The 18,603-nt window shown below is 66.7% G+C and carries 18 protein-coding genes and 1 tRNA gene; 7 read left to right on the top strand and 12 right to left on the bottom strand.

Annotation, left to right across the window (positions count from 1 at the left end; translation table 11 throughout):
* Positions 1 to 11 precede the first annotated feature (11 nt).
* The 3 genes from QWL29_RS05990 to QWL29_RS05980 all read right to left on the bottom strand — a co-directional run bounded on the left by QWL29_RS05990 (position 12) and on the right by QWL29_RS05980 (position 2,171).
* Complete coding sequence (locus tag QWL29_RS05990; RefSeq protein WP_305821972.1) at positions 12 to 800, bottom strand: hypothetical protein; 789 nt, start codon at positions 798 to 800, stop codon at positions 12 to 14.
* 112 nt (positions 801 to 912) lie between these two features.
* Positions 913 to 997 (bottom strand) — tRNA-Leu (locus tag QWL29_RS05985).
* 415 nt (positions 998 to 1,412) lie between these two features.
* Positions 1,413 to 2,171 carry a TorF family putative porin gene (locus tag QWL29_RS05980; protein ID WP_305821971.1) on the bottom strand — a complete coding sequence of 253 codons (759 nt, stop codon included), beginning with the start codon at positions 2,169 to 2,171 and terminating at the stop codon, positions 1,413 to 1,415.
* A 400-nt stretch (positions 2,172 to 2,571) separates the two neighbouring features.
* Between QWL29_RS05980 and QWL29_RS05975 the strand changes: the two genes are divergently transcribed.
* Positions 2,572 to 3,492, top strand: a complete 921-nt coding sequence (locus QWL29_RS05975) for a GNAT family N-acetyltransferase (protein ID WP_305821970.1) — start codon at positions 2,572 to 2,574, stop codon at positions 3,490 to 3,492.
* 29 nt (positions 3,493 to 3,521) lie between these two features.
* On the opposite strand, the gene QWL29_RS05970 is transcribed toward QWL29_RS05975, so the two are convergent.
* Both QWL29_RS05970 and QWL29_RS05965 read right to left on the bottom strand, forming a co-directional pair.
* Positions 3,522 to 3,722, bottom strand: coding sequence for a hypothetical protein (locus QWL29_RS05970; RefSeq protein ID WP_305821969.1), 201 nt, complete (start codon positions 3,720 to 3,722; stop codon positions 3,522 to 3,524).
* Positions 3,723 to 3,735: 13 nt separating this feature from the next.
* Positions 3,736 to 4,140, bottom strand: a complete 405-nt coding sequence (locus QWL29_RS05965) for a hypothetical protein (RefSeq protein ID WP_305821968.1) — start codon at positions 4,138 to 4,140, stop codon at positions 3,736 to 3,738.
* A gap of 110 nt (positions 4,141 to 4,250) precedes the next feature.
* Between QWL29_RS05965 and QWL29_RS05960 the strand changes: the two genes are divergently transcribed.
* Positions 4,251 to 4,922 (top strand): SOS response-associated peptidase, encoded by a 672-nt coding sequence (locus QWL29_RS05960; RefSeq protein WP_305821967.1) that lies wholly within the window; start codon positions 4,251 to 4,253, stop codon positions 4,920 to 4,922.
* Between the two features lie 3 nt (positions 4,923 to 4,925).
* On the opposite strand, the gene QWL29_RS05955 is transcribed toward QWL29_RS05960, so the two are convergent.
* The 4 genes from QWL29_RS05955 to QWL29_RS05940 form a co-directional block, all read right to left on the bottom strand.
* A complete protein-coding gene (locus QWL29_RS05955) occupies positions 4,926 to 5,084 on the bottom strand; it encodes a hypothetical protein (protein ID WP_305821966.1) in 159 nt (52 codons plus the stop codon).
* Positions 5,085 to 5,222: 138 nt separating this feature from the next.
* On the bottom strand, positions 5,223 to 5,384 hold the full coding sequence (locus tag QWL29_RS05950) for a hypothetical protein (protein WP_305821965.1): 162 nt from the start codon (positions 5,382 to 5,384) through the stop codon (positions 5,223 to 5,225).
* A gap of 216 nt (positions 5,385 to 5,600) precedes the next feature.
* The gene (locus QWL29_RS05945) at positions 5,601 to 6,839 is read right to left on the bottom strand and encodes a right-handed parallel beta-helix repeat-containing protein (RefSeq protein ID WP_305821964.1); all 1,239 of its coding nucleotides are present in this window, start codon (positions 6,837 to 6,839) and stop codon (positions 5,601 to 5,603) included.
* A gap of 329 nt (positions 6,840 to 7,168) precedes the next feature.
* A complete protein-coding gene (locus QWL29_RS05940; protein ID WP_305821963.1) occupies positions 7,169 to 8,380 on the bottom strand; it encodes a right-handed parallel beta-helix repeat-containing protein in 1,212 nt (403 codons plus the stop codon).
* Positions 8,381 to 8,628: 248 nt separating this feature from the next.
* On the opposite strand from QWL29_RS05940, the gene QWL29_RS05935 reads away from it, so the two are divergent.
* On the top strand, positions 8,629 to 9,000 hold the full coding sequence (locus QWL29_RS05935) for an Lcl C-terminal domain-containing protein (RefSeq protein ID WP_305821962.1): 372 nt from the start codon (positions 8,629 to 8,631) through the stop codon (positions 8,998 to 9,000).
* Between the two features lie 296 nt (positions 9,001 to 9,296).
* Here the strand turns inward: QWL29_RS05935 and QWL29_RS05930 are convergent, their stop codons facing one another.
* The 3 genes from QWL29_RS05930 to QWL29_RS05920 all read right to left on the bottom strand — a co-directional run bounded on the left by QWL29_RS05930 (position 9,297) and on the right by QWL29_RS05920 (position 12,879).
* Positions 9,297 to 10,055: a type 1 glutamine amidotransferase domain-containing protein gene (locus QWL29_RS05930; protein ID WP_308634952.1), complete on the bottom strand. Its 759-nt coding sequence runs from the start codon at positions 10,053 to 10,055 to the stop codon at positions 9,297 to 9,299.
* A gap of 148 nt (positions 10,056 to 10,203) precedes the next feature.
* Positions 10,204 to 11,646 carry a M20/M25/M40 family metallo-hydrolase gene (locus QWL29_RS05925; protein ID WP_305821961.1) on the bottom strand — a complete coding sequence of 481 codons (1,443 nt, stop codon included), beginning with the start codon at positions 11,644 to 11,646 and terminating at the stop codon, positions 10,204 to 10,206.
* Between the two features lie 96 nt (positions 11,647 to 11,742).
* Positions 11,743 to 12,879, bottom strand: a complete 1,137-nt coding sequence (locus QWL29_RS05920) for a metallophosphoesterase (RefSeq protein WP_305821960.1) — start codon at positions 12,877 to 12,879, stop codon at positions 11,743 to 11,745.
* A 217-nt stretch (positions 12,880 to 13,096) separates the two neighbouring features.
* Here QWL29_RS05920 and QWL29_RS05915 point away from each other — a divergent pair, with 217 nt between their 5' ends.
* The 4 genes from QWL29_RS05915 to QWL29_RS05900 all read left to right on the top strand — a co-directional run bounded on the left by QWL29_RS05915 (position 13,097) and on the right by QWL29_RS05900 (position 18,600).
* Positions 13,097 to 13,564: a glycine zipper domain-containing protein gene (locus QWL29_RS05915; RefSeq protein ID WP_305821959.1), complete on the top strand. Its 468-nt coding sequence runs from the start codon at positions 13,097 to 13,099 to the stop codon at positions 13,562 to 13,564.
* Between the two features lie 118 nt (positions 13,565 to 13,682).
* Positions 13,683 to 14,654, top strand: a complete 972-nt coding sequence (locus tag QWL29_RS05910; RefSeq protein WP_305821958.1) for a protein kinase domain-containing protein — start codon at positions 13,683 to 13,685, stop codon at positions 14,652 to 14,654.
* The gene (locus tag QWL29_RS05905; protein WP_305821957.1) at positions 14,651 to 16,987 is read left to right on the top strand and encodes an FtsW/RodA/SpoVE family cell cycle protein; all 2,337 of its coding nucleotides are present in this window, start codon (positions 14,651 to 14,653) and stop codon (positions 16,985 to 16,987) included. Before QWL29_RS05910 ends, QWL29_RS05905 begins: the two co-directional genes overlap by 4 nt.
* 2 nt (positions 16,988 to 16,989) lie before the next feature.
* Positions 16,990 to 18,600, top strand: a complete 1,611-nt coding sequence (locus QWL29_RS05900) for a hypothetical protein (RefSeq protein ID WP_305821956.1) — start codon at positions 16,990 to 16,992, stop codon at positions 18,598 to 18,600.
* Positions 18,601 to 18,603 lie beyond the last annotated feature (3 nt).

The raw sequence follows: 18,603 nt of genomic DNA, 5'->3' as shown, positions 1-18,603 counted from the left end.
CGATTGGCTGGCTACAGCCCGGCGTGGACCAGTTTCTGCTTGAGGATCTCGTTCTCGGTCAGCAAGGTGGCCATGCGGTCCTTCAGCGCGGCGATCTCGGCCTTGAGGGCGGCCTTTTCGTCGACCGGCTCACCGTCCGGGCCGGTTTTCTTCGGCTTGGTGGCCTGCTTCTGCTCGCGCACCGAACGCGCGGCCTGCTGCAGTTCCTTGCGTCCGCCGGCCACGGCCGCGATCTGCGCTTCTTGCGGCAATTGCGCCACATTCGCGGCGGCATTGATCGAGATGGTGCCGGCGCGCACGGCCTCCACCAGTTGCGGCGTGGCCGCCTTCTGGATGCGTTCGATCTGGCTGATGGTGTTGCTCGACACGCGCGCCGCTTTCGCTACCTCTTCGCGCGTGTTCCATGGCGGCGGCGGGCGCGAATCCATGTCGTCGGGAGTCGGCTCGGGCGGCTCCTCGGCCATGCGCTGGGCCATGCGCGCGCTGACGATTTCCTTCTTGCGCAGGGCCAGCAGGCCGCGCTGGAAGTCCGACACGCTGCGGCGCGCCAGGTGGTTGTCGATCATCCACAGCATCACGTCCTCGATGGACGCGAAGCTGTTGTTCTGGACGGTACGGAAGTCGATGTGGTGCTTGCGGCAGATTTCGTAGCGGTTATGGCCGTCGATCAGGACGTCGCCCCACAATACCAGCGCGTCGCGGCAGCCCTCGGCAAGCAGGCTGCGCTCCAGCGCGGCGTATTCGATATCGGTCAGCGGGTCGACGAAGGCACGCAGCTCGTCGTTGATGGTGATGTTCAATGTATGGTCCTAGGCTTCTGGTTGCGCCGTCATGGCGCCGGGAAGCATTCTAGACCATTCGATGGCTGAGCCAAAGCTGGCTGGCCGATTTTGCAGGAGATGCGAAAAGAGTTGGTGCGGGCAGCCGGAATCGAACCGGCACGCCTCACGGCGGCAGATTTTAAGTCTGATGCGTCTACCAGTTCCGCCATGCCCGCGCCGGCGGGAATTGTACACCGTGCAGCAACTTCAGTGTGAGTTGTTGAGCCAGCTACAAGGTTCCGGCCACGGGGCCGCGCCCTATTCCGCTGGTTTATGCCTGAACAGAATTGCCACCAGGCATGCATGCGATGCTCGGGCTTTGCTTGACGCTGGAGGTGGCAGAAATGGACGTTTCCATGATCCGATGTGGCGCGGCCTGCGGCGAAGCAAGGCTGGTACTGGACAAAAAAATGCCGCCGTCGCATCGGGTGCGTCGGCGGCAAACGCTCAGTTGGTCTGAGTTGGAGACAGTGCTTATGATAAGGGCGTCGCGCCGGCATACAAGGGCCGCACCAGGAAAATTCGCCCTGTCTTGACCTAGGCGTATTCCGACAGACTGCAGGAAACGTCTGACCGCTCGCCACCGCTGCGTCAGAAAGTCTTACTCAACGACACCACCAGCGTATTCTTGCCCGGATCGGTATAGCCGATCCGCTCGCTCCGATTCAGCATGCCGCTCGTGCCGGGATCGCAGGCATGGGTGGCGCCGAAGGCACGGGTGTAGGCGCCGGCCACCTTCCAGCCGCCGTTCAGGCGATGCGTCAGGCCGACTTTCACGTCGCGCCAGTTCCAGTAATCGTTGCCGGCCCCGGCCACCCGGCCCTCACCGGCGTGCAGGTTCAGCATGGTAGCCGCGCCCAGGTCGACGTTGGCGCCGCCGTCGAGGTAGCCGGTGCCGCGCGCATTGGCGATGCCGAAGAAATTGCGGGTGACGGTGTAATTGTACTTGGCGTACAGCGCCTTGTAGCTGACGCCGGCCGAGAGCTCGCCATAGTCGAAGCGCCCGCCGTTCGGGCCGCGCGCGGCGCCTGGATACCTGGCGTAATGCCCGATCAGGCTGTAGCCGATTGCGTCTGCCTTGCCGCTGTAGCCGCCATACAAGTCCCACTCGACCGATCCCTTGGCGATGGTGCGGTCGCCCACGTTGACCACGCGGGTACCGGCCGACCAGCCGCTCGGGTGCACCACATCGACGCCGGCCTGGGCGGCGGGCTTGCCGTCGCTCTGGCGCAGGCCGCGCCACACGTACTGGCTGGCGACGCCGGCATTCGCCGTAAACGCGGCCTCGCCGGCCGCGGCAAACACCGCCTCGGCGGGGCCTGGCGCCGTAGCGAGGGCGGAAACATGCATCGAGAACAGCGCAAGACAGACGAGCGGCATCAGCCGCGAAGCGGAATGAGTCATTCTGTTGAGGGCAAAGGTTGGACGCGAAACTGGGGTGAATGCAGCGCGGCGGCGGGTTCTGGATAGTGCCGTGCGGCAATGGGATGAACGAATTCTAGAGGGGTTTTTCGCGCGCACAGCGATTTGATGCCAGGATGAACATCGCTTTTTTCGTCGTCTGCGTGATCCGCGCAACACCGTGTCAAAGCTGGCATTCAGGGATGGCAACGTTGGTCGGGAATGTCTCGGCGCCGCGTCACCCCGTCTGCGCAAGCGCAAGGAAGCGGCAAGCAGCAGCGGGCGTCCGCCGCAAGCCAGGGGCCATGGCGTTACGATAGATTGCCATCATTCGTGAAGCGGAGGCGGTATGCTGCATCCTGTCGACCGCCACGCCCGGCTTGCGGAGCTGCACAGGATCTGGCGCGACAAGGGAAGTGTCCTGCCGCAGAATGCCTTGCGCGGCCTGCTCGGGCACGCTGCCGCATGGAGCGCCTGGCCGCTGGTGCATGCTGCCGGCACGCGCCTGGCCGCCAGCACCAGGCTCGACACAGCCGAAACCTTGCACCTGATCGACGCCTGCCGCGCACTCGGCAAGGGCGGCGAAGCGCTGGCCCTGACGCGCGAGCAGCCGCAGCTTGCCGAACTCGTCGCCGAACTGCGCGCCTGGCTGGCCTGGCGCCGGCACTTCCCCCTCTCGGCCGGCGGCGGCCCGCTCAGCCTCGAGCCGCTGGCCCACCATCACGCACGCGACTTTGCGTGGCAATACGGCGATCCTGCAATCGCCGAACTCTGCTGCCTGCCGGTCTTCGCCGACGCGCTCGACTGGCACGGCTGGCTGGCCGAACGCTGGCGCGAAGGCCGGCGGCTGCTATTTGCGGTGCTGCACCGCGAATGGGGATTCATCGGCTGCGTCAGCCTGACGCTGGACCACGGCCTCGGCTTCTTCTACTACTGGCTGGGGAAGGATTTCCAGGGGCAGGGCTTCGGGCCACGTGCCGGCGAGCTATTGCTGGAGCTGGGCGAACGCGCCTATGGGCTGCGCGGCTGCTATGCCAAGGCCTTCGACTACAACCTGCGCTCGCGGCGCGGCCTGGAAAAGATGGGATTTATCGAACTCGGCATGCGCGGCGCGGGCGACGATTGCGACCAGGTGTTTTACCGGCGCGGGCCGCCGCAAGGGCGCCGGCGCACAATCGACGAATTGCACCGGCTGCTCGACAGCATGGATGCAAGCGTGCGTCCGGCGCCTGCCGCCTTGCCGGGGCACGCGGATGCACTGACGGCCTGACGGTTTGAATGATGGGGCGCCAGCCCGGATCAGGCGCCCTGGTAGATCAGCACGCCGCACACCGCCGCGCCCAGGGCCAGCAAGCCGAACAGGAACCAGCGCATCGCACTCGCCAGGCCGGCAACGGCCCTGTCGGCATCCTTGCTCAGCATGCCGCGCTTGCGGCCGGAGTTGAGCAGCATCGCCACGAAAATAAACAGGAAAAACAGCAGCAGGACAAATTTCATCATGATCCTTACTGTCTCAGGTCCGCGCCAGCACCAGGGCCAGCGACACCAGCCCCAGTACGCCCGATGCCGCTGCAATCAGGCCCACCACCTGGATCTTGCCGCGCGCCGCTTCCATCCTGGCGATCAGCTGGGCGTTCTGGTCGGCCAGTTCGGTGATCAGCTTCGAGGCTTCGCGCAATTGCCCGTGCATCTGGGCGATGGCGGCGTCCTGCTGCTCGATGTGCGCGGCCAGCAAGGCCATGCCATCCTCGCCCCGGGGCATGGGCGCCATCGCCACGTCGTCGATGCCGGCTGGCGGCCCGCCCTTGCGCCCGACCGTATCCCACAGCTTGCGGGCGCCGTTCGCCACTTGCGGCGCGGCAGCGATGACCTCGCTCCACGGAACCGCCTTCAACACCTTCAGCCAGGCTACGGCCATATTCTTTCCTCCAAATCGAATGGGATAAAGCATAGCACCTCGGCTCCCTGCCCCGACAGCCGGGTCAGGTGTGCAATCGTGCGGCCGCGTTTATGCAGTACCATCATCCCATGTGTGGACGATTTGACCAAAGCCAAACGGCGCGTTATTACGCGAGCGTATTCGGCTGGGCCGACGCGGTGTACGACAGCGAATCGGCGCCAGCCTACAACGTCTCGCCCGGCAGCTACCGCCCTGTCATGCACCTGCAGGACGGCGAGCGCCGTGTCGACGACGTATTCTGGAGTTACCGCGCGAAATGGGCTGAAGGCAAGGTGCCAATCACCATCAACGCCCGCCTGGACAAGCTCACGAACCGCTACTGGAGCCGGCTGCTGAAGAACGGGCGCGCCGTGGTGCCGGCCGAAGGCTGGTACGAATGGACCGGCGAAAAAGGGAAAAAGCAGCCCTGGCACATCCACCGCAAGGACCGTGCGCCGCTGTTCATGCTGGCCATCGCCAACTTCGGCAGCTTTACGGAGAACCGCGCCGAGGCCGGCTTCGTGATCGTTACCGACGATGCCGCCGAAGGCATGCTCGACATCCACGACCGCCGTCCGGTCGTGCTCGAGGCGGCCGACGCCGCCTTGTGGCTGGACCCTGGCCTGGCGCCCGACGCAGCTATCGAACTGGCGCGCAACGCCGCCCTGCCGCCCGAGGCCTTCGAGTGGTTCAAGGTGACGCCGGAAGTCAACCGCGCCGGCGTCAACAGCCCGCAGATGGCGATGCCCCTGCCAGAGTAAGCGTTATTCCAGCACGCTGACCAGGGCCAGCAAGCCCAGCGCCACGCCGATGATCACGCCGGCGCGGTTGCGCAGGCGCTGGCCGCGTTCGACCACCTGCTTGGCGATACGGCGGCGCGGACGGAATCCGCCTCGTTCCGATGTGGCTTTTTCTTGTTGCATGTTAGGTTCCGTGTTCATCTCTACGATATCCATTGGCGACTCCGATAGTCACTGCCGAAGATTGATAATGCCGGCCGGCGTGGCCGGCTACAGGGTGTGGATGCAGGCCCGGCGTGACAGCGATGCTGTCTGCCGAGCTCAGGCAAGCCGGGCGAGATGCTCGGAAATACGGGCGCAGGCGGCGCTGGGAGAAAATCGACAGCGTGTGGCCGCGAGGCGGAAAGCAGCAACGGCAAGGGCAGGCGCCGCGCCGTGTTGGAACGAGATATTGAACGACTGATCGTGCTGAATGCGTGACATGCCAGTTACCGTGTTCGATCCGCCATCGACGCTGCACAACGCAGGCGCCGACCGCATAAGAGGATTGATTCTACACGAACAGCTTGTTAGATCAATACGCAATTGAAGCAATGTTGCGCAATGTCAAAGACCCCGTTTCCGGGGTCTTTTTTTGCTGCTTGCCAATCAGTTTTCTATTAGCCTTGCTTCGTGCGGCTTCGTGCTGCTTCGTGTCGCTTAGTGCTGGTAAGCGCCGATATCGTAGCCGGTGCTGGCGTTACGTGCCTTGCCGTCGATGTCGGTCGGCAGCGCGTAGGTCGCGATACCGCGGCCGATCACCGGCGAGCTGGCGCTCGGCTTGAAGTTCGGCATCGCGGCGGTGCGCGAGTAACCGGCCAGCAGCGGGTCCGAGGTGATGGTGCCGGTATGCTTCAAGCCATTGCGCAGCTGCCAGTTATAAGTCGTGTTCTTGAACACCAAATTGTTCTTGTACGCGTTGGCGGCGCCGGTCTTGCCCTGCTCCGAGATACCGTACTTGTTGTCATAGACGATGTTGTTGTACACCGCCACGTTGTTCGCACCAGCCGAGGTGAAGTAGAAGTCGCCACCACCGACGATGATGCCAAAGTTCGACGACGACACGGTGTTGTTGATGATCTTCACATTCGTCGCATCGTGCCACAGGTGGATCGCTGCCGAACCCACCCGGTAAACCACGTTGTTCTTGATCGTGCCCGAGGTGCTGACATAGATACCCTGGACGTAGGTGCAACCCGCCGGGCCGATGTCGTGGACGACGTTGCCGACGACGTCGGTCAGCACACCCTTGTAGTAGCTGTCGACACCGATCGCCGAACCGCCCGCGCTGTTGCAAGGAATCGTGGTCGCGGTGTGATGGACGTGGTTGCCTTCGATGACATTGTACGAACCGCCGGTGTAGATACCGAGCGTCCACTTGGTACCGCTACGGACTTTCGAGCCGTCGACTTCGAAGCCGATGATGCTGACGTAATTGCCGCGGTTATCCCAGGCAGTCTTGTTGCTCGAGTTTGCAGGCGGCACGATCCTGGCGCCCCATTTGGTGGTCGACACCCAGTAAATGCGGGCCGCAGCGGTGCCATTGGCAGTGGTCTTGAAGCCACCATCGTAGGTGCCCGGCGCAACGAATACGGTCGTGCCCGGCTTGGTGGCTGCCTTGGCGGCACGCGCCAGGGTCTTGAACGGCTTGGCCTTGGTGCCGGCTGCGGTGTCCGAGCCGTTTGGCGAAACGTAATAGTTGTAGGCGGTAGCGGGCGTCGTAGCGTTGCTGGTGACGGCCGCCTTGGCACGCAGGCCTTCCTGGGCATCGTAACCCGACAGGGCAACGCCGGTGGCGGCGCTGGCAGCGGATGCGCCGAGCGCCAGCAGCACGGCAGCTGCGCCATGGGTCAGTGCATTGATACGGATATTGGAGGGCTTGGTAGCGGAGTGTTTCATCAATAGTCCTTACGTTAAATGCGAAATGCGAGAGGTTTGAGCGTAGGAAACTGCCTAAGTTCAACGTTTTCTAAGAAAAATTTCTTTGAACTATCAAACCTGCAAATATTATTTGCCTATAGAAATAGATGTTGATATTTCGTTCAGCTGTGTTTGCTATGCCGATGCGCTATCGATTACGCAATGAAAAACCCGCGTGCCTTGCGGTCACGCGGGTTGATTGGGTCAGGATGTGGCTAGCTGGGTGCGCGCTGAGTGCAACCAGTCAATTGGTCCTGTCCACAGGTAGTGCTCGGTAATGCCTGGTGTTCGCTCAGTACGGTGGATAATTAGTGCTGGTAAGCGCCGATGTCGTAGCCGGTCGACGCGTTACGCGCCTTGCCGTCGATGTCGGTCGGCAGCGCGTAGGTCGCGATACCGCGGCCAATCACCGGCGAGCTCGCGCTCGGCTTGAAGTTCGGCATCGCGGCGGTGCGCGAGTAACCGGCCAGCAGCGGGTCCGACGAAATCGTGCCGGTGTGCTTCAGGCCATTGCGCAGCTGCCAATCGTAGGTGGTGTTCTTGAACACCAGGTTGTTCTTGTACGAGTTGGCAGCGCCGGTCTTGCCCTGCTCCGAGATGCCGTACTTGTTGTCGTACACGATGTTGTTGTACACGGCAACGTTGTTGGCGCCGGCACTCGTGAAGTAGAAGTCACCACCGCCGACAATGATGCCGAACACCGACGAGCTCACCGTGTTGTTGGTGATCTGAACATTCGTTGCATCGTGCCACAGGTGGATCGCTGCCGAACCGACACGGTAGACCACGTTGTTCTTGATCGTGCCGGAGGTGCTGACATAGATGCCCTGGACGTAGGTGCAACCGGCCGGGCCGATGTCGTGGACGACGTTGCCGACGACGTCGGTCATCACGCCTTTGTAGTAACTGTCGACACCGATGGCCGAACCGCCCGCACTGTTGCAAGGAATGGTGGTGGCGGTGTGGTGGACGTGGTTGCCTTCGATGACGTTGTAGGAACCGCCGGTGTAGATGCCGAGCGTCCACTTGGTGCCGCTGCGCACTTTCGAGCCGTCGACTTCGAAGCCGATGATGCTGACGTAGTTGCCGCGGTTATCCCAGGCGTTCTTGTTGGTCGAGTTTGCAGGCGGCACAATCTTCGCGCCCCACTTGGTGGTCGAGACCCAGTAGATGCGGGCGGCGGCGGTGCCGTTGGCGGTGGTCTTGAAGCCACCGTCGTAGGTGCCTGGCGCAACAAAGACGGTGGTGCCGGCCTTGGTCACGGCTTTCGCAGCGCGGGCCAGGGTCTTGAATGGGGCTGCCTTGGTGCCGGCGGCGGTATCGGAACCGGTCGGCGAGACGTAGTAGTTATTGGTGGTGGCAGGCGTGGTGGCGTTGCTGGCGGTGTTGACCGTCAGGTTCGACGAAGCATCATAGCCGGAGAGCGCGAAGCTGGTTGGGGCGGCGTGGGCGGAAGCGGAGAATGCGAACACGACGGCGGTAGCGACAGCGTTCAGGGCGATGGTGGCTTGCTTTTTCATGCGAGAAGTTCCTAACGTCAAAGGTAAAAAATCGAAGCGAGTAAATCGCGAATACGTAACCTTTGAGGGGAAGAAACTTCCTTAGTTCAACTTTTCTTCAAAAAAATTTTCTACAAGTAACAAAAGATTAAGCGCCTTTATTCTTCTGAAATCGAACAGTGCTCTGATCCATATCGTGTCTTGAGCAGCAACTTACACGCAGAGGCCGGTGTCTTACAGGACCGCATACACTGACGCACGAGGACACGATGGGCATCTATATGCAACTACGCGAAACCCTGAAGGAAGGCGAACATTATGCCGGGGTCATCCTTGGCAAGGATGGCGAGGCCGACCATCACCTGATCCTGCTACCCGGCGACCTGGGCGATGTCAGCTGGCCCGGCGCGCTGGAATGGACAGGCACGCAAGGCGGGGAATTGCCTAACCGGCGCGAACTGTCGCTGCTGTTTGCCAACCTGCGCGAGCAATTCGAGAGGGAATGGTATTGGTCGTCCGAGCCCCACGAAACCCGGTCGCAACTGGTCTGGGGCGAGAACTTTGCCAGCGGTATTCAAACCGTGTACGGCCGGCCTTTCCGCGGACATGCGCGCGCAATCAGGCGCATCCTGATCGAGTAGGCCGGCAAGCCACAACCGCGCTGTCAGCCAAGCTGGCCCTGTACGGCTCGGCTCGGCTCGGCTCGGCTCGGCTCGGCTCGGCTCGGCTCGGCATAGCGTGGCCTGACCTGGCGTGGTTCGGCGTGGCTTGGCCTGGCTTGACGTGGCTTGACATGAACTGGCATGGCCTGGCTTGGCCCGGCTCGGCGTGCCTCTGCATGACCTGGCGTGGTCCGGCATGACCTGATTCAGCCGCGACCTGCCCGCCGAACGCACTGCGCACACGCATCACCGCGTGCGCGCAGCGACCGGTCGTCTTATTCAGACGCCGTACGCGCCTCGTTGGCCGAGATGCGATTGCCATTGCTGGCGCGGTTGACCGCCATCCAGCCCGCGCCCAGCAGCGCCAGGCCGAGCACGGCGCCAAGCGGCGAACGCGGCATCCAGCGTGCCGCCGCGCCGGTGACGGCGTTCGGGCTTTCGCGTTGTGGATCGGAATGGCGGCGGCGCAGTGCGGCGCTGCTGGCCGGGCCGCCTGCGTACAGCTGGATCATTTCGCGAACGAAAGGCATCATGTCCTGCGGGCCGCGGCTGGTCACCAGGTTACCGTCGCGCACCACTTCCTGGTCGAGCCAGGTGGCGCCGGCGTTCACCATGTCGTCGCGCACGCCCGGCCACGAGGTCAGGGTGCGGCCCGACAGCAGGCCCGCCGACGCCAGTACCCAGGGGCCGTGGCAGAGCGTGGCGATCGGCTTGTCGAGCAGGTCGAAGGCGCGCACGAAGTCGCGCGCCTCGGCCGACTGGCGCAGCGCGTCCGGGTTCATGAAGCCGCCCGGGATGAGCAGGCCGTCGTAGTCGCGAGCGCTGACGTCCTCGATTGTCCAGTCGACGTCGATCAGGTCGGCCGGCATGTGCAGGTTCATGCCGCGGATCTTGCCGGATTTGAGCGAGATGATGTCGACCTCGGCGCCGGCGCCGCGCAGCGCCGCCACCGGCGCCGTGAGTTCCACTTTCTCGAAGCCGTCCGCGGCGAGCACGGCGATGCGCTGCCCTGCCAGTTTCTTCCGTCCAGTCATGGTGTCCTCCGTTGAGATAATGTGCGGAGGAGTCTACCGGAATGGCCGAATGGGCAGCGTACGGTCCACTGGGCCGCCATATGGCAGGCCACGGCAAGACCGCCAGGCCCGCGCATCGTGCTGCTTACCGGCCGGCGGCGCCCAAGGCTTACTTCGCCGGCACGTTGGCGCGGCCGATCGGCTCCTCGACGTTGGCCAGGAACCAGGCCGTGGCCGTCATCACCGCCACGTTGCGGCGCAGGTTGTCGGGATCGACCTTGTCCAGGGTGTCGGCCGCCGTGTGGTGGTAATCGAAATAGGCCGAGGTGTCGACCAGCGGCGCGAAGCTCGGTACGCCGGCACGTTCCAGGCCCGACAGGTCGCCGGTCGACAGCGCATCCTGGCGCTGGAACACGGCGGCGCCGATCGGCAGCAAGGCCGCCTGCAGCGGCGCGAACAATTTGGTGGATGCGGCCGGCACGCTGGCGCGCATGCCGAACGGGCGCCCCACCCCGTTGTCGCTCTCGATGGCGCCGACGTGGCTGCCGGCGTTCGCCCCCTGGGCTTCCAGGTAGGCGCGCGCGCCGCGGGTGCCGTTCTCCTCGTTCATCCAGGCGATCAGGCGGATCGTGCGGCGCGGGCGGTAGTCGAGCTTCTTCAGGACCTCGAACACCGCCATCGCGCTGGCCACGCCGGCCGCGTCGTCGTGGGCGCCGGTGGCCAGGTCCCAGGAATCGAGGTGGCCGGACACGATCACGACCTCGTCGGGCTTGTCGCTACCAGGGAAATCGGCAATCACGTTGAAGCTGTCGGCGTCGGGCAGGATCTTCGGCGTCAGCACCAGGCGCATGCGCAGCGGGCCGCGCTCGGCCAGGCGGCGCATCAGCATGGCGTCTTCCACGCTTACCGCCGCCGCCGGGATGCGCGCGCCGTCCTGCAGGGCCGTGTTGCCGGTGTGCGGCAGGCGGTAGTTGGCGCCGCCGACCGAGCGCACCAGCGCCGCCGCCGCGCCCATCTCGGCCGCCATGCGCGGGCCATTGGTACGGAAGTTCGAGCCCTGGCCATAGGCCGGGCCGGCCAGGCCGCGGTCGGCCATGTGCTGGTCGAAGGGTACGTCGAACAGCACGATGCGGCCCTTGACCTCGGCGGCGCGCGCCTTCAGTTCGTCGAAGCTGCTGACCACGATCACCGGAGCCACCAGGCCCGCGTTCGGCGTGGCGCCCGAGCCGCCCAGCGCGGTGAGGACCACGCGCTGGGTGATGCCGTCCGGCCTGCCCTTGTAGTCCACGAGTTCGCCCGTTTCAAGGCCGCGCACCCAGTGCGGCACCTTTACCGGCTGCAGCGTCACCTTGGCGCCGAGCTTGCGCATCGCGTCCGCCACCTGGTTCACCGCCGCCGCCGCACCGGCCGAGCCCGACAGGCGCGGGCCGATCAGGTCGGTCATGTCTGCCGTGCGTTCCCAGGCGTAGTCGCTCGTCATGGCGGTGTCGCGGATCCTGGTCAGGGCCGCCGGATCGTTGCCTGGGCTGGCAGCCTGGGCCGCAGTAATGAACGAGGTAGCGAACAAGGCGGCCATCAGGCCGAGGGCAGGAAGGCGGGTGCGGCGATTCATGCGAAAATTCCTTCGGTTAAGTTTTTACAAGATCGAAGGGTAGCGCATCTGCCGGTTTTGCGCTGTCTTTACGCCTGGCGCAAGACGCGCGAGCGCCTAAGCCGGCACCAGCCGCAGCAATGTGATTTCCGACGGCGCACCGAAGCGCTTCGGCGGCCCCCAGTAACCGGTGCCGCGGCTGGTATACACCCACAAATCGCGCACCCGGTGCAGGCCGGCGACGAACGGCTGCTGCAGCGGCACGAACAAGTTCCACGGGAAGAACTGGCCGCCGTGGGTGTGGCCGGACAATTGCAGGTCGAACCCGGCCTCGGCGGCAGCCGGCGCCGTCCGCGGCTGGTGCGCGAGCAGGATCTTCACATCCACCTCCTCCGGCGCCCCGGCCGCGGCCGCCTGCGGGTTGCTGCGGTGGCTGGGCACGAAGTGGTGCGCCGTGAAGTCCGGCACGCCCGCGATCAGGACCCGGGCCGCGCCGCGCTGGCGCACCACGTGCTGGTTCAGCAGCACCGTCAGCCCCAGCCGGCGCACCTCGGCAATCCACTCCTCGGCGCCCGAGTAATACTCGTGGTTGCCGGTCACGAAAAAGGCGCCGTCCGGCGCCGACAGGCGCGCCAGCGGCTGGGTATGCAGGGACAGGCGCTGCACGCTGCCGTCGACCAGGTCGCCGGTGACGGCGATCGCATCCGCCTTCAGCGCATTCACGCGGTTGACGATGGCGTTCAGGTAGGGCCGGCGGATGGTGGGGCCGACGTGGATGTCGGAAATCTGGGCAATCGAATAGCCATGCAGTTCTTCGGGAAGATTGGCGATCGGCACATCCACCCGCTTCACCCTTGCCAGGCGCCGCGCATTCACGAAACCGATGCAGGTCACCGCCAGCGCCAGCAGCGGCACCGCGACCGCGCTCCAGTGGGTGAAGCCGCCATGCGCCTGCCCGACCGCCAGCAAGGCCAGCAGCACAATATCGCGCAGGAAGGTAATGACGATCAGCGACGAGAACAGCCCCATCGCCAGCAGGCCGACCCAGGCCAGGCCATCCGACCAGCGCCGCCGCCGCAGCGAGGAAGACAGCAGGCCGACCGGCACCAGCAGCGTCGACAGGCCCAGCAGCAGGATGCCGGTTGCGACGCCGGCGAAGCCGAGCCCCATGTCGGGCATCAGGCGCGCGCCTATGTACACGTGCAGCAGGATGAGCAGGGAGAGGACGACGGACAGGTTGCGGCGGGCTGACATAAAAGCGAAGAAGAATGGGTCGTGCGTGTCAGATGGGGCGGGCTGCGCCGTCTGCAAGGCCGGCTTGCCCGGCTTGTCAAAAGAATGTTACGGACTCTTCGCCACTTGTAATATTCTGTATTAGGAGATGAGGGTGACGACAGCCGGGACTATAGTGTGTCCATACCCGGCGTAACTGCGATCACTCCGATCCACGCTGCGGTAAAAAGGAAAAGCCATGTTGAACAAAAAATGCTTTGGTGCGGTGATTCTGGCCGCTGTCGCCGTCTCGCCCTCGGCATTCGCTGGCGACCGCGGCGTCAATACGGCGGTCGGCGCGGTGCTCGGTGCGGCAATTGGCGGTAGCGCTGGCGGCAGCGGCGGCGCCCTGGTCGGCGGCGTGCTCGGCGCGGCAGTCGGCAACTCGATCAACACCCACGACGACCGCCGCTATTATGGCAACCGCGGCGGCTATGGCTACGGTTCGGTCGGCTACTACCAGCCGGCGCCGGTATATGCCCAACCGCGTCCGGTCTACTACGAAGCCCCGCGCTACTACCGCCAGCCGGAAGTGGTGTACGTGGAACCGCGTCACCGTCACCACGACCGTGGCTGGGACCGTGGCCGCGGCAACGACCGCCGCGACTGGGATCGTGGCCATGACCGCGGTGGCCGCGACTGGGACCGCGACGGATACCGCCGCTGATCCACGACCGCAGTCGTATCAAAAAAGAAGCCGCGTTACGACGCGGCTTTTTTTCGTCCTTTCCCTTCCCCTCCGCTTATCCCTGGCGGCGGCGCCTGCCGTCTCGACGGAGGAAGGCATGGTCCACAGCGGCGACATCGTGACACTGGCAGCGGGCCACTACCGGCTGCGCGAACAGCTGGCCGGCTCGGCCTATGGCGTGGTCTGGCGCGCCGATGGCGGCGCTGCCGGCGAGGTCGCGATCAAGCTGGTCAACCGCGAACAGATGACCCGCGCCGAACCCGGCGTGCAGGCGCGCTGGGCCGAATGCGCCGCGCGCGAGATCGCCTTCCTGTCCCAACTCGCGCCCTGGGATGCGCGCCATATCGTGCGCCTGCTCGACCATGGCCTGCACGACGGCCTGCCGGCGCTGGCGCTCGAACTGCTCGACGGCGACCTGGCCGCCCACATGGCCGCGCAGAACACCGCCGCCCGGCGCATCGGCCTGGCGCAGTCCCTGGCCTGGCTTGCGCAGATCAATGCCGCACTGGCGAAAGTCCACCAGCACGGCTGGCGCTACCTCGACCTGAAGCCCGGCAACCTGCTGGTCGATGCCTCCGCCAACACCCTGAAGCTGGCCGACTTCGGCACCAACCGCAGCCTGCTCGACGCCAGCGCCCACTCCTATACCGGCACCGCCAGCTGGCAGGCGCCGGAACAGTTCTTCCCCGAGGGCGGCGGCCATCTTACCGATGCGCGCAGCGACTACTTCGCCCTCGGCGCCATCTTCTTCTACCTCGTTACCGACGGCGCCACGCTGCGCTACAGCGGCGCCTGTGCCGATGCCTGGCGCGCCCATGGCCGCGACGGCGCCGCGCAGTTGCAGGCGGCCTGGAACGGCGCCACGCCGCCCGTGCTGGCCGAGGACGAGGCCGAGCACTTCCTGCAATGCGCACGCGCCGCCACTGACGGCATGGATCCGGCCGCCGCCCTGGCCCTGCTGCGCGCTCTGCTCGCCGCGCGCCGCCAGGACCGCCCGCGCCACGCGCTCGAAATCAGCCGCATGATCGCAGCCGCCGGCCCGCAAGCCACCGTGCGGAGGGCGGCATGATGCGCTTCGCACGCGGCGGGTTCGGCGTGCTGGCCGCAGCCGCACTCGCCCTGCTGTACGCCTTGCAGGCGCTGGCCGTGCTGCGCATGCCGCCGGCCTTTTTCCCAAGCCAGGTGACGGTGACGCTGGCGCCGGGCCGTTCGATCGAACTCGGACGCGCCGAACTCGCCGCGCCCCAGGCCGACCCGCGCCACCTGCGCCTGCGCCGCGACGGCGCCGGCCGCTGGTTCATCGCCAGCGCCAGCGGCGTACAAGGCCTGCGCGTCGAACACGGAACTGGTGAGGGCGTACGGACACGCAGCGGCTCGCTTGCGCTGCAGGCCGGCCAGCGCTTCCGGCTCGGCGCCGCCGAATACACCGTCGACAGCGCAAGCGACACGCTGCTGCGCTTCGGCGACGGCAGCCACACCTGGGAATACGACGGCGCCCTGCTGCGCCGCGACGGCAGCGTGCAAGGCGCCTGCCCGCAATCTTCGCCCGGCCAGCGGCTGGCAGGATTCTGGAACCGGATCATGCCCGCGCCGCTCGGCCTCCAGCGTCCCTTGAGCTTCGGCGGCAACCTCTCCTGCGCCACCATCGTTGGCAACCCGGACGCCGCAGCGGGCAGCGCCGCCATCGCCTTTGCCGACGGCGTGCCGACCCTGTTCGCCGCCAGCGGCGTGGGCCGCGCGCCGCTGCTGGCCGAGGTCGACGGCGTGCCTGCCGACCTTGCCCTGCGCGAATTGCCGCTAGCCGGTGTGAGCGCCCTGAGCGTCGGCCGTACGCGATTGCTGGCCGCCGTCGAGGACGACACCCTGCGCCTGCAACCGGTGAGCCGCGTTGCCCTCTTCGCCGACACCCGCGCCGAGTTGCCCGACGGGGTCAGCTGGCAGTGGCAGGCGCGCCATCCCTGGCACGTGCCCGACGGCGCTCCCTGGGCCGGCGCGATCGCCCTCGCCTGCGGCCTGCTTGCCGGCCTGCTGGCGTGGCGCACGGCCTGGCGCAAGCAGCCGGCGCTCGCCCTGCGTTGCGGCGCCGGCGTCGCGCTGGCGCTCGGCGGATTCGCCCTGCTGCTAGCCGTGCGCAATGGCCAGGCGCCCGGCATCGCGCCGACCCTGCTGCTGGCATGGGCCGCGCTCTGGTATGGCCTGCACCCGCGCCGTCCGAACGCAGTGCTGGCCACCGGCGTGCTGCTGCTGGCCGGCGGCCTGCTGCTGCAGCTGGAGCTGGGCACGGCCGCCGCCGACACCTCGTGGATGCGCCACTTCCAGAAGACCGCCGCCGCCACCACGCTGGGGCTGGGATTGGTCGGCCTCGCCGGCCTGCTCAAGACGCGCCGCCGGGCTTCGCAGGCTCAAGTGGAGTGGGCCCTGCTTGCACTGGCCTGCTGCGCGGTCGCGGCGCTGCTGGTCCAGGTCGGCTGGGGGGGCGAAACCGGCGTGTTCGACCTGCAGCCGGTGGAATTCGCCAAACTCGCGCTGACCGTGCTGACCGCGCACTGCATCGCCCTCGGCCTGGGCGCCGGCGACGCCCGTACCACATCGCGCAAAGACACCCTGCTGCGCTGGCTGCGCCTGGCCTCGCCGGCGCTGCTGTTCATCGTGCTGCTGGCCGTGGCCCTGGTCCAGGTCGACGATTACTCTCCGCTGATCCTGCTGCTGGTCTGGGGCGCGGCCATGCTGCTGGCCTGGTCGCTGGCGGCGCGCCAGCGGCTGGCGACGGCGGCGCTGTGCCTGCTGGCAGTCGGCGTGGTGGGCGCCATCGGCCTGCTGCGCAGCGCCGATCCCGGCCAGATCGCGCACTGGAATTTCTACGGCGAGCGTTTCCTGGTCTGGCTCGACCCGGCCGCGCATCCGCATACCGGCCAGCAGCTGCTGCTCGGCGCCCGCGCGATCCTGGAAGGCGGCTGGATGGGCGCCGACGGCGTGTTCGGCCTGGCCGCACTGGGCGCCAGCGCCCCCGATGCGCTGGCGATTCCCGCGGTGCAGGACGACTTCGCCCCTTCCTTCTTCCTGAACCGCCACGGCCTGGGCGCCGCGCTAGCCTTGTGGGCGCTGCAAGCACTGTTCCTGTGCGCGCTGCTGCAGGCGGCGGTGCGCGCCTGGCTGGGGGCCGCCGGCGCGCGCGACTTCCGCCACGCCTGGCAAGGCCGCTTCCGCTGCTTCGTGCTGTGCGGCGGCGCGGCCTTTGTGTTCGGCCACTTCCTGCTGTCCTGGGGGACGAACCTGTCCTTCTTCCCGATCATGGGCCAGCCGATGAGCTTCCTGTCGGCGGGCGGCTCGCACCTTCTGTTTTTCATCTTCCCCCTGCTAGGCTTCGGTGCCACGAGCGCTTATTCAATCAAGGAGAATTAGTCATGCCGGTCTACGTCCAACACGAATCCCTGGGCAAGGTGAACGATGTCTTCAATGCCGAAGCGCTGTGGCAGGCGCCGGGCCTGGCGCTGTTCGCGCGCCGCCCGCTGCTGCGCGACCTGCTGGAGCGCTCGCCGCGCGAGCAGCGCGGGCGCGCCGCCACCCGCTGTTTTTCCCATATCACCCTGGTGCTGCCCCAGGACGAAGTCGACGACGACCGCCACCTGACCCGCGGCGCGCGCGTGCGCGACCTGGCGCAGACCCTGCAGTCGCTGCACCAGAAGGATTTCGGCGACCTGCTCGGCGCCGACGAGGTGCGCTACCACGTGGTCGGCTCGGAACAGCTGGAAGCAGGCCAGGTGGAGGTGAAGTTCGGCCACGCCGTCTACCTGCCGGCGCCCGGCGAGCAGGTGCAATACACGGTCAGCGTCTCGCGCGACAGCGCCATCTGGCAGACCGTCTGCCCGGTGTATCCGGGCCAGCGCCTGACGGTGCTCGGCCACGACGCCGCCAGCGCCACCCACGCCGTGCCCGGCTGGCCGTTCGCCCTCGACGGCGCCATCCTGTTGATCAACGATGGGCCGGATGCGCCGATGGAAGTGCACGTGCGCCCGAAAGAGGCCTTCGAAAGCAGCTTCGACGACGCCGCCGGCTACTACACGATCCGCGCGCGCCATGGCGACACGCCGGGCAATGCCGGACGCCTGCTGCTGAAGATCGCACGCAGCAATCCGGCCGCGGCCTTGGCTCCAGCAGCGGGCATGGCTTCGGCCGCAATCTCGTCCGCAGTGCCCGGCAACCCCGCTCCCGCACGCCCGGCCAGCGCGCCGCCTGCGCCCGGCCGCGCCCCCGCCGTCTGGAAGACCCGGTCGCGCACGCCCGACGATGCCGAACTCACCGCCACGCCGGCCCTGCACCGCGCCAGCGCCCGCATGCCGGCCGACGAAGCCACCTTTGCCCCGGTGGCGCGCCAGCGCATCGCCCTGGCCGCGCTGGCCCTGCCGCGCCTGAGCCGCTACCGCGAGACCGGCGCCGGCCTGCTCGAATTCGGCCTCGACCGCAACCTGGTGGCGGGTGCGCCCGGCAAGGACGCCCTGATCGGCTTTGCCGTGGACGAGGCCGACGAAGTGTATGCGGTCGGCGCCGCCGGGCGCCAGCGCATCGCCGTGCCGAACCGCTTCGCGCCCGTCGACGGCGTCGACCTGCGTGTGCTGGCCCCGGCGCCGGAGCTGGCCGAGCGCTACAGCGCCCTGGTCTGCCTGCCGCAGGCGCCGTCGCTGCCGGTTCCGGGCGGCGCGCGCATCGCCTTTGGCCGCGGCGGGCAAGCCCTGGCCGGCCTGCGCGTGCTCGATGCCGCCGGCTGCCTGCGCGGCGCGGACGGCCTCGATGCTGGCAGCGCCGACCGCCTCGGCCTGTCGCGCAACGCCGTCAGCATCGAGCCCGGCCCCGAGGGTTTTCGCGTCGCGCGCCTGTCGCCGACCCAGGCCCTGTACCACCTCGACGAACGGCTCGGCTTCGTGGGCCTGATCGAGCAGGGGCCCGATGCGCCCTGCCTGGTTCCGCCCGGTCACCACATCGTCGCCGGCCACTACGTGCTGCGCGTCGAGGGCTGAGCG

It is taken from the genome of Massilia brevitalea (assembly GCF_030711405.1).
Lineage (GTDB): Bacteria > Pseudomonadota > Gammaproteobacteria > Burkholderiales > Burkholderiaceae_D > Telluria > Telluria brevitalea.
This window is presented reverse-complemented; position numbering and strand designations above follow the sequence as displayed.

What these genes read in the sequence shown, in the direction of transcription:
- QWL29_RS05975 (WP_305821970.1), top strand. Translation starts at nt 2,572, where the DNA reads ATGCTGCATCCTGTCGACCGCCACGCCCGGCTTGCGGAGCTGCACAGG.
- QWL29_RS05940 (WP_305821963.1), bottom strand. Translation starts at nt 8,380, where the DNA reads ATGAAAAAGCAAGCCACCATCGCCCTGAACGCTGTCGCTACCGCCGTC.
- QWL29_RS05935 (WP_305821962.1), top strand. Translation starts at nt 8,629, where the DNA reads ATGGGCATCTATATGCAACTACGCGAAACCCTGAAGGAAGGCGAACAT.
- QWL29_RS05945 (WP_305821964.1), bottom strand. Translation starts at nt 6,839, where the DNA reads ATGAAACACTCCGCTACCAAGCCCTCCAATATCCGTATCAATGCACTG.
- QWL29_RS05980 (WP_305821971.1), bottom strand. Translation starts at nt 2,171, where the DNA reads ATGCATGTTTCCGCCCTCGCTACGGCGCCAGGCCCCGCCGAGGCGGTG.
- QWL29_RS05905 (WP_305821957.1), top strand. Translation starts at nt 14,651, where the DNA reads ATGATGCGCTTCGCACGCGGCGGGTTCGGCGTGCTGGCCGCAGCCGCA.
- QWL29_RS05965 (WP_305821968.1), bottom strand. Translation starts at nt 4,140, where the DNA reads ATGGCCGTAGCCTGGCTGAAGGTGTTGAAGGCGGTTCCGTGGAGCGAG.
- QWL29_RS05915 (WP_305821959.1), top strand. Translation starts at nt 13,097, where the DNA reads ATGTTGAACAAAAAATGCTTTGGTGCGGTGATTCTGGCCGCTGTCGCC.
- QWL29_RS05955 (WP_305821966.1), bottom strand. Translation starts at nt 5,084, where the DNA reads ATGCAACAAGAAAAAGCCACATCGGAACGAGGCGGATTCCGTCCGCGC.
- QWL29_RS05960 (WP_305821967.1), top strand. Translation starts at nt 4,251, where the DNA reads ATGTGTGGACGATTTGACCAAAGCCAAACGGCGCGTTATTACGCGAGC.
- QWL29_RS05920 (WP_305821960.1), bottom strand. Translation starts at nt 12,879, where the DNA reads ATGTCAGCCCGCCGCAACCTGTCCGTCGTCCTCTCCCTGCTCATCCTG.
- QWL29_RS05950 (WP_305821965.1), bottom strand. Translation starts at nt 5,384, where the DNA reads ATGTCACGCATTCAGCACGATCAGTCGTTCAATATCTCGTTCCAACAC.
- QWL29_RS05900 (WP_305821956.1), top strand. Translation starts at nt 16,990, where the DNA reads ATGCCGGTCTACGTCCAACACGAATCCCTGGGCAAGGTGAACGATGTC.
- QWL29_RS05925 (WP_305821961.1), bottom strand. Translation starts at nt 11,646, where the DNA reads ATGAATCGCCGCACCCGCCTTCCTGCCCTCGGCCTGATGGCCGCCTTG.
- QWL29_RS05930 (WP_308634952.1), bottom strand. Translation starts at nt 10,055, where the DNA reads ATGACTGGACGGAAGAAACTGGCAGGGCAGCGCATCGCCGTGCTCGCC.
- QWL29_RS05910 (WP_305821958.1), top strand. Translation starts at nt 13,683, where the DNA reads ATGGTCCACAGCGGCGACATCGTGACACTGGCAGCGGGCCACTACCGG.
- QWL29_RS05970 (WP_305821969.1), bottom strand. Translation starts at nt 3,722, where the DNA reads ATGATGAAATTTGTCCTGCTGCTGTTTTTCCTGTTTATTTTCGTGGCG.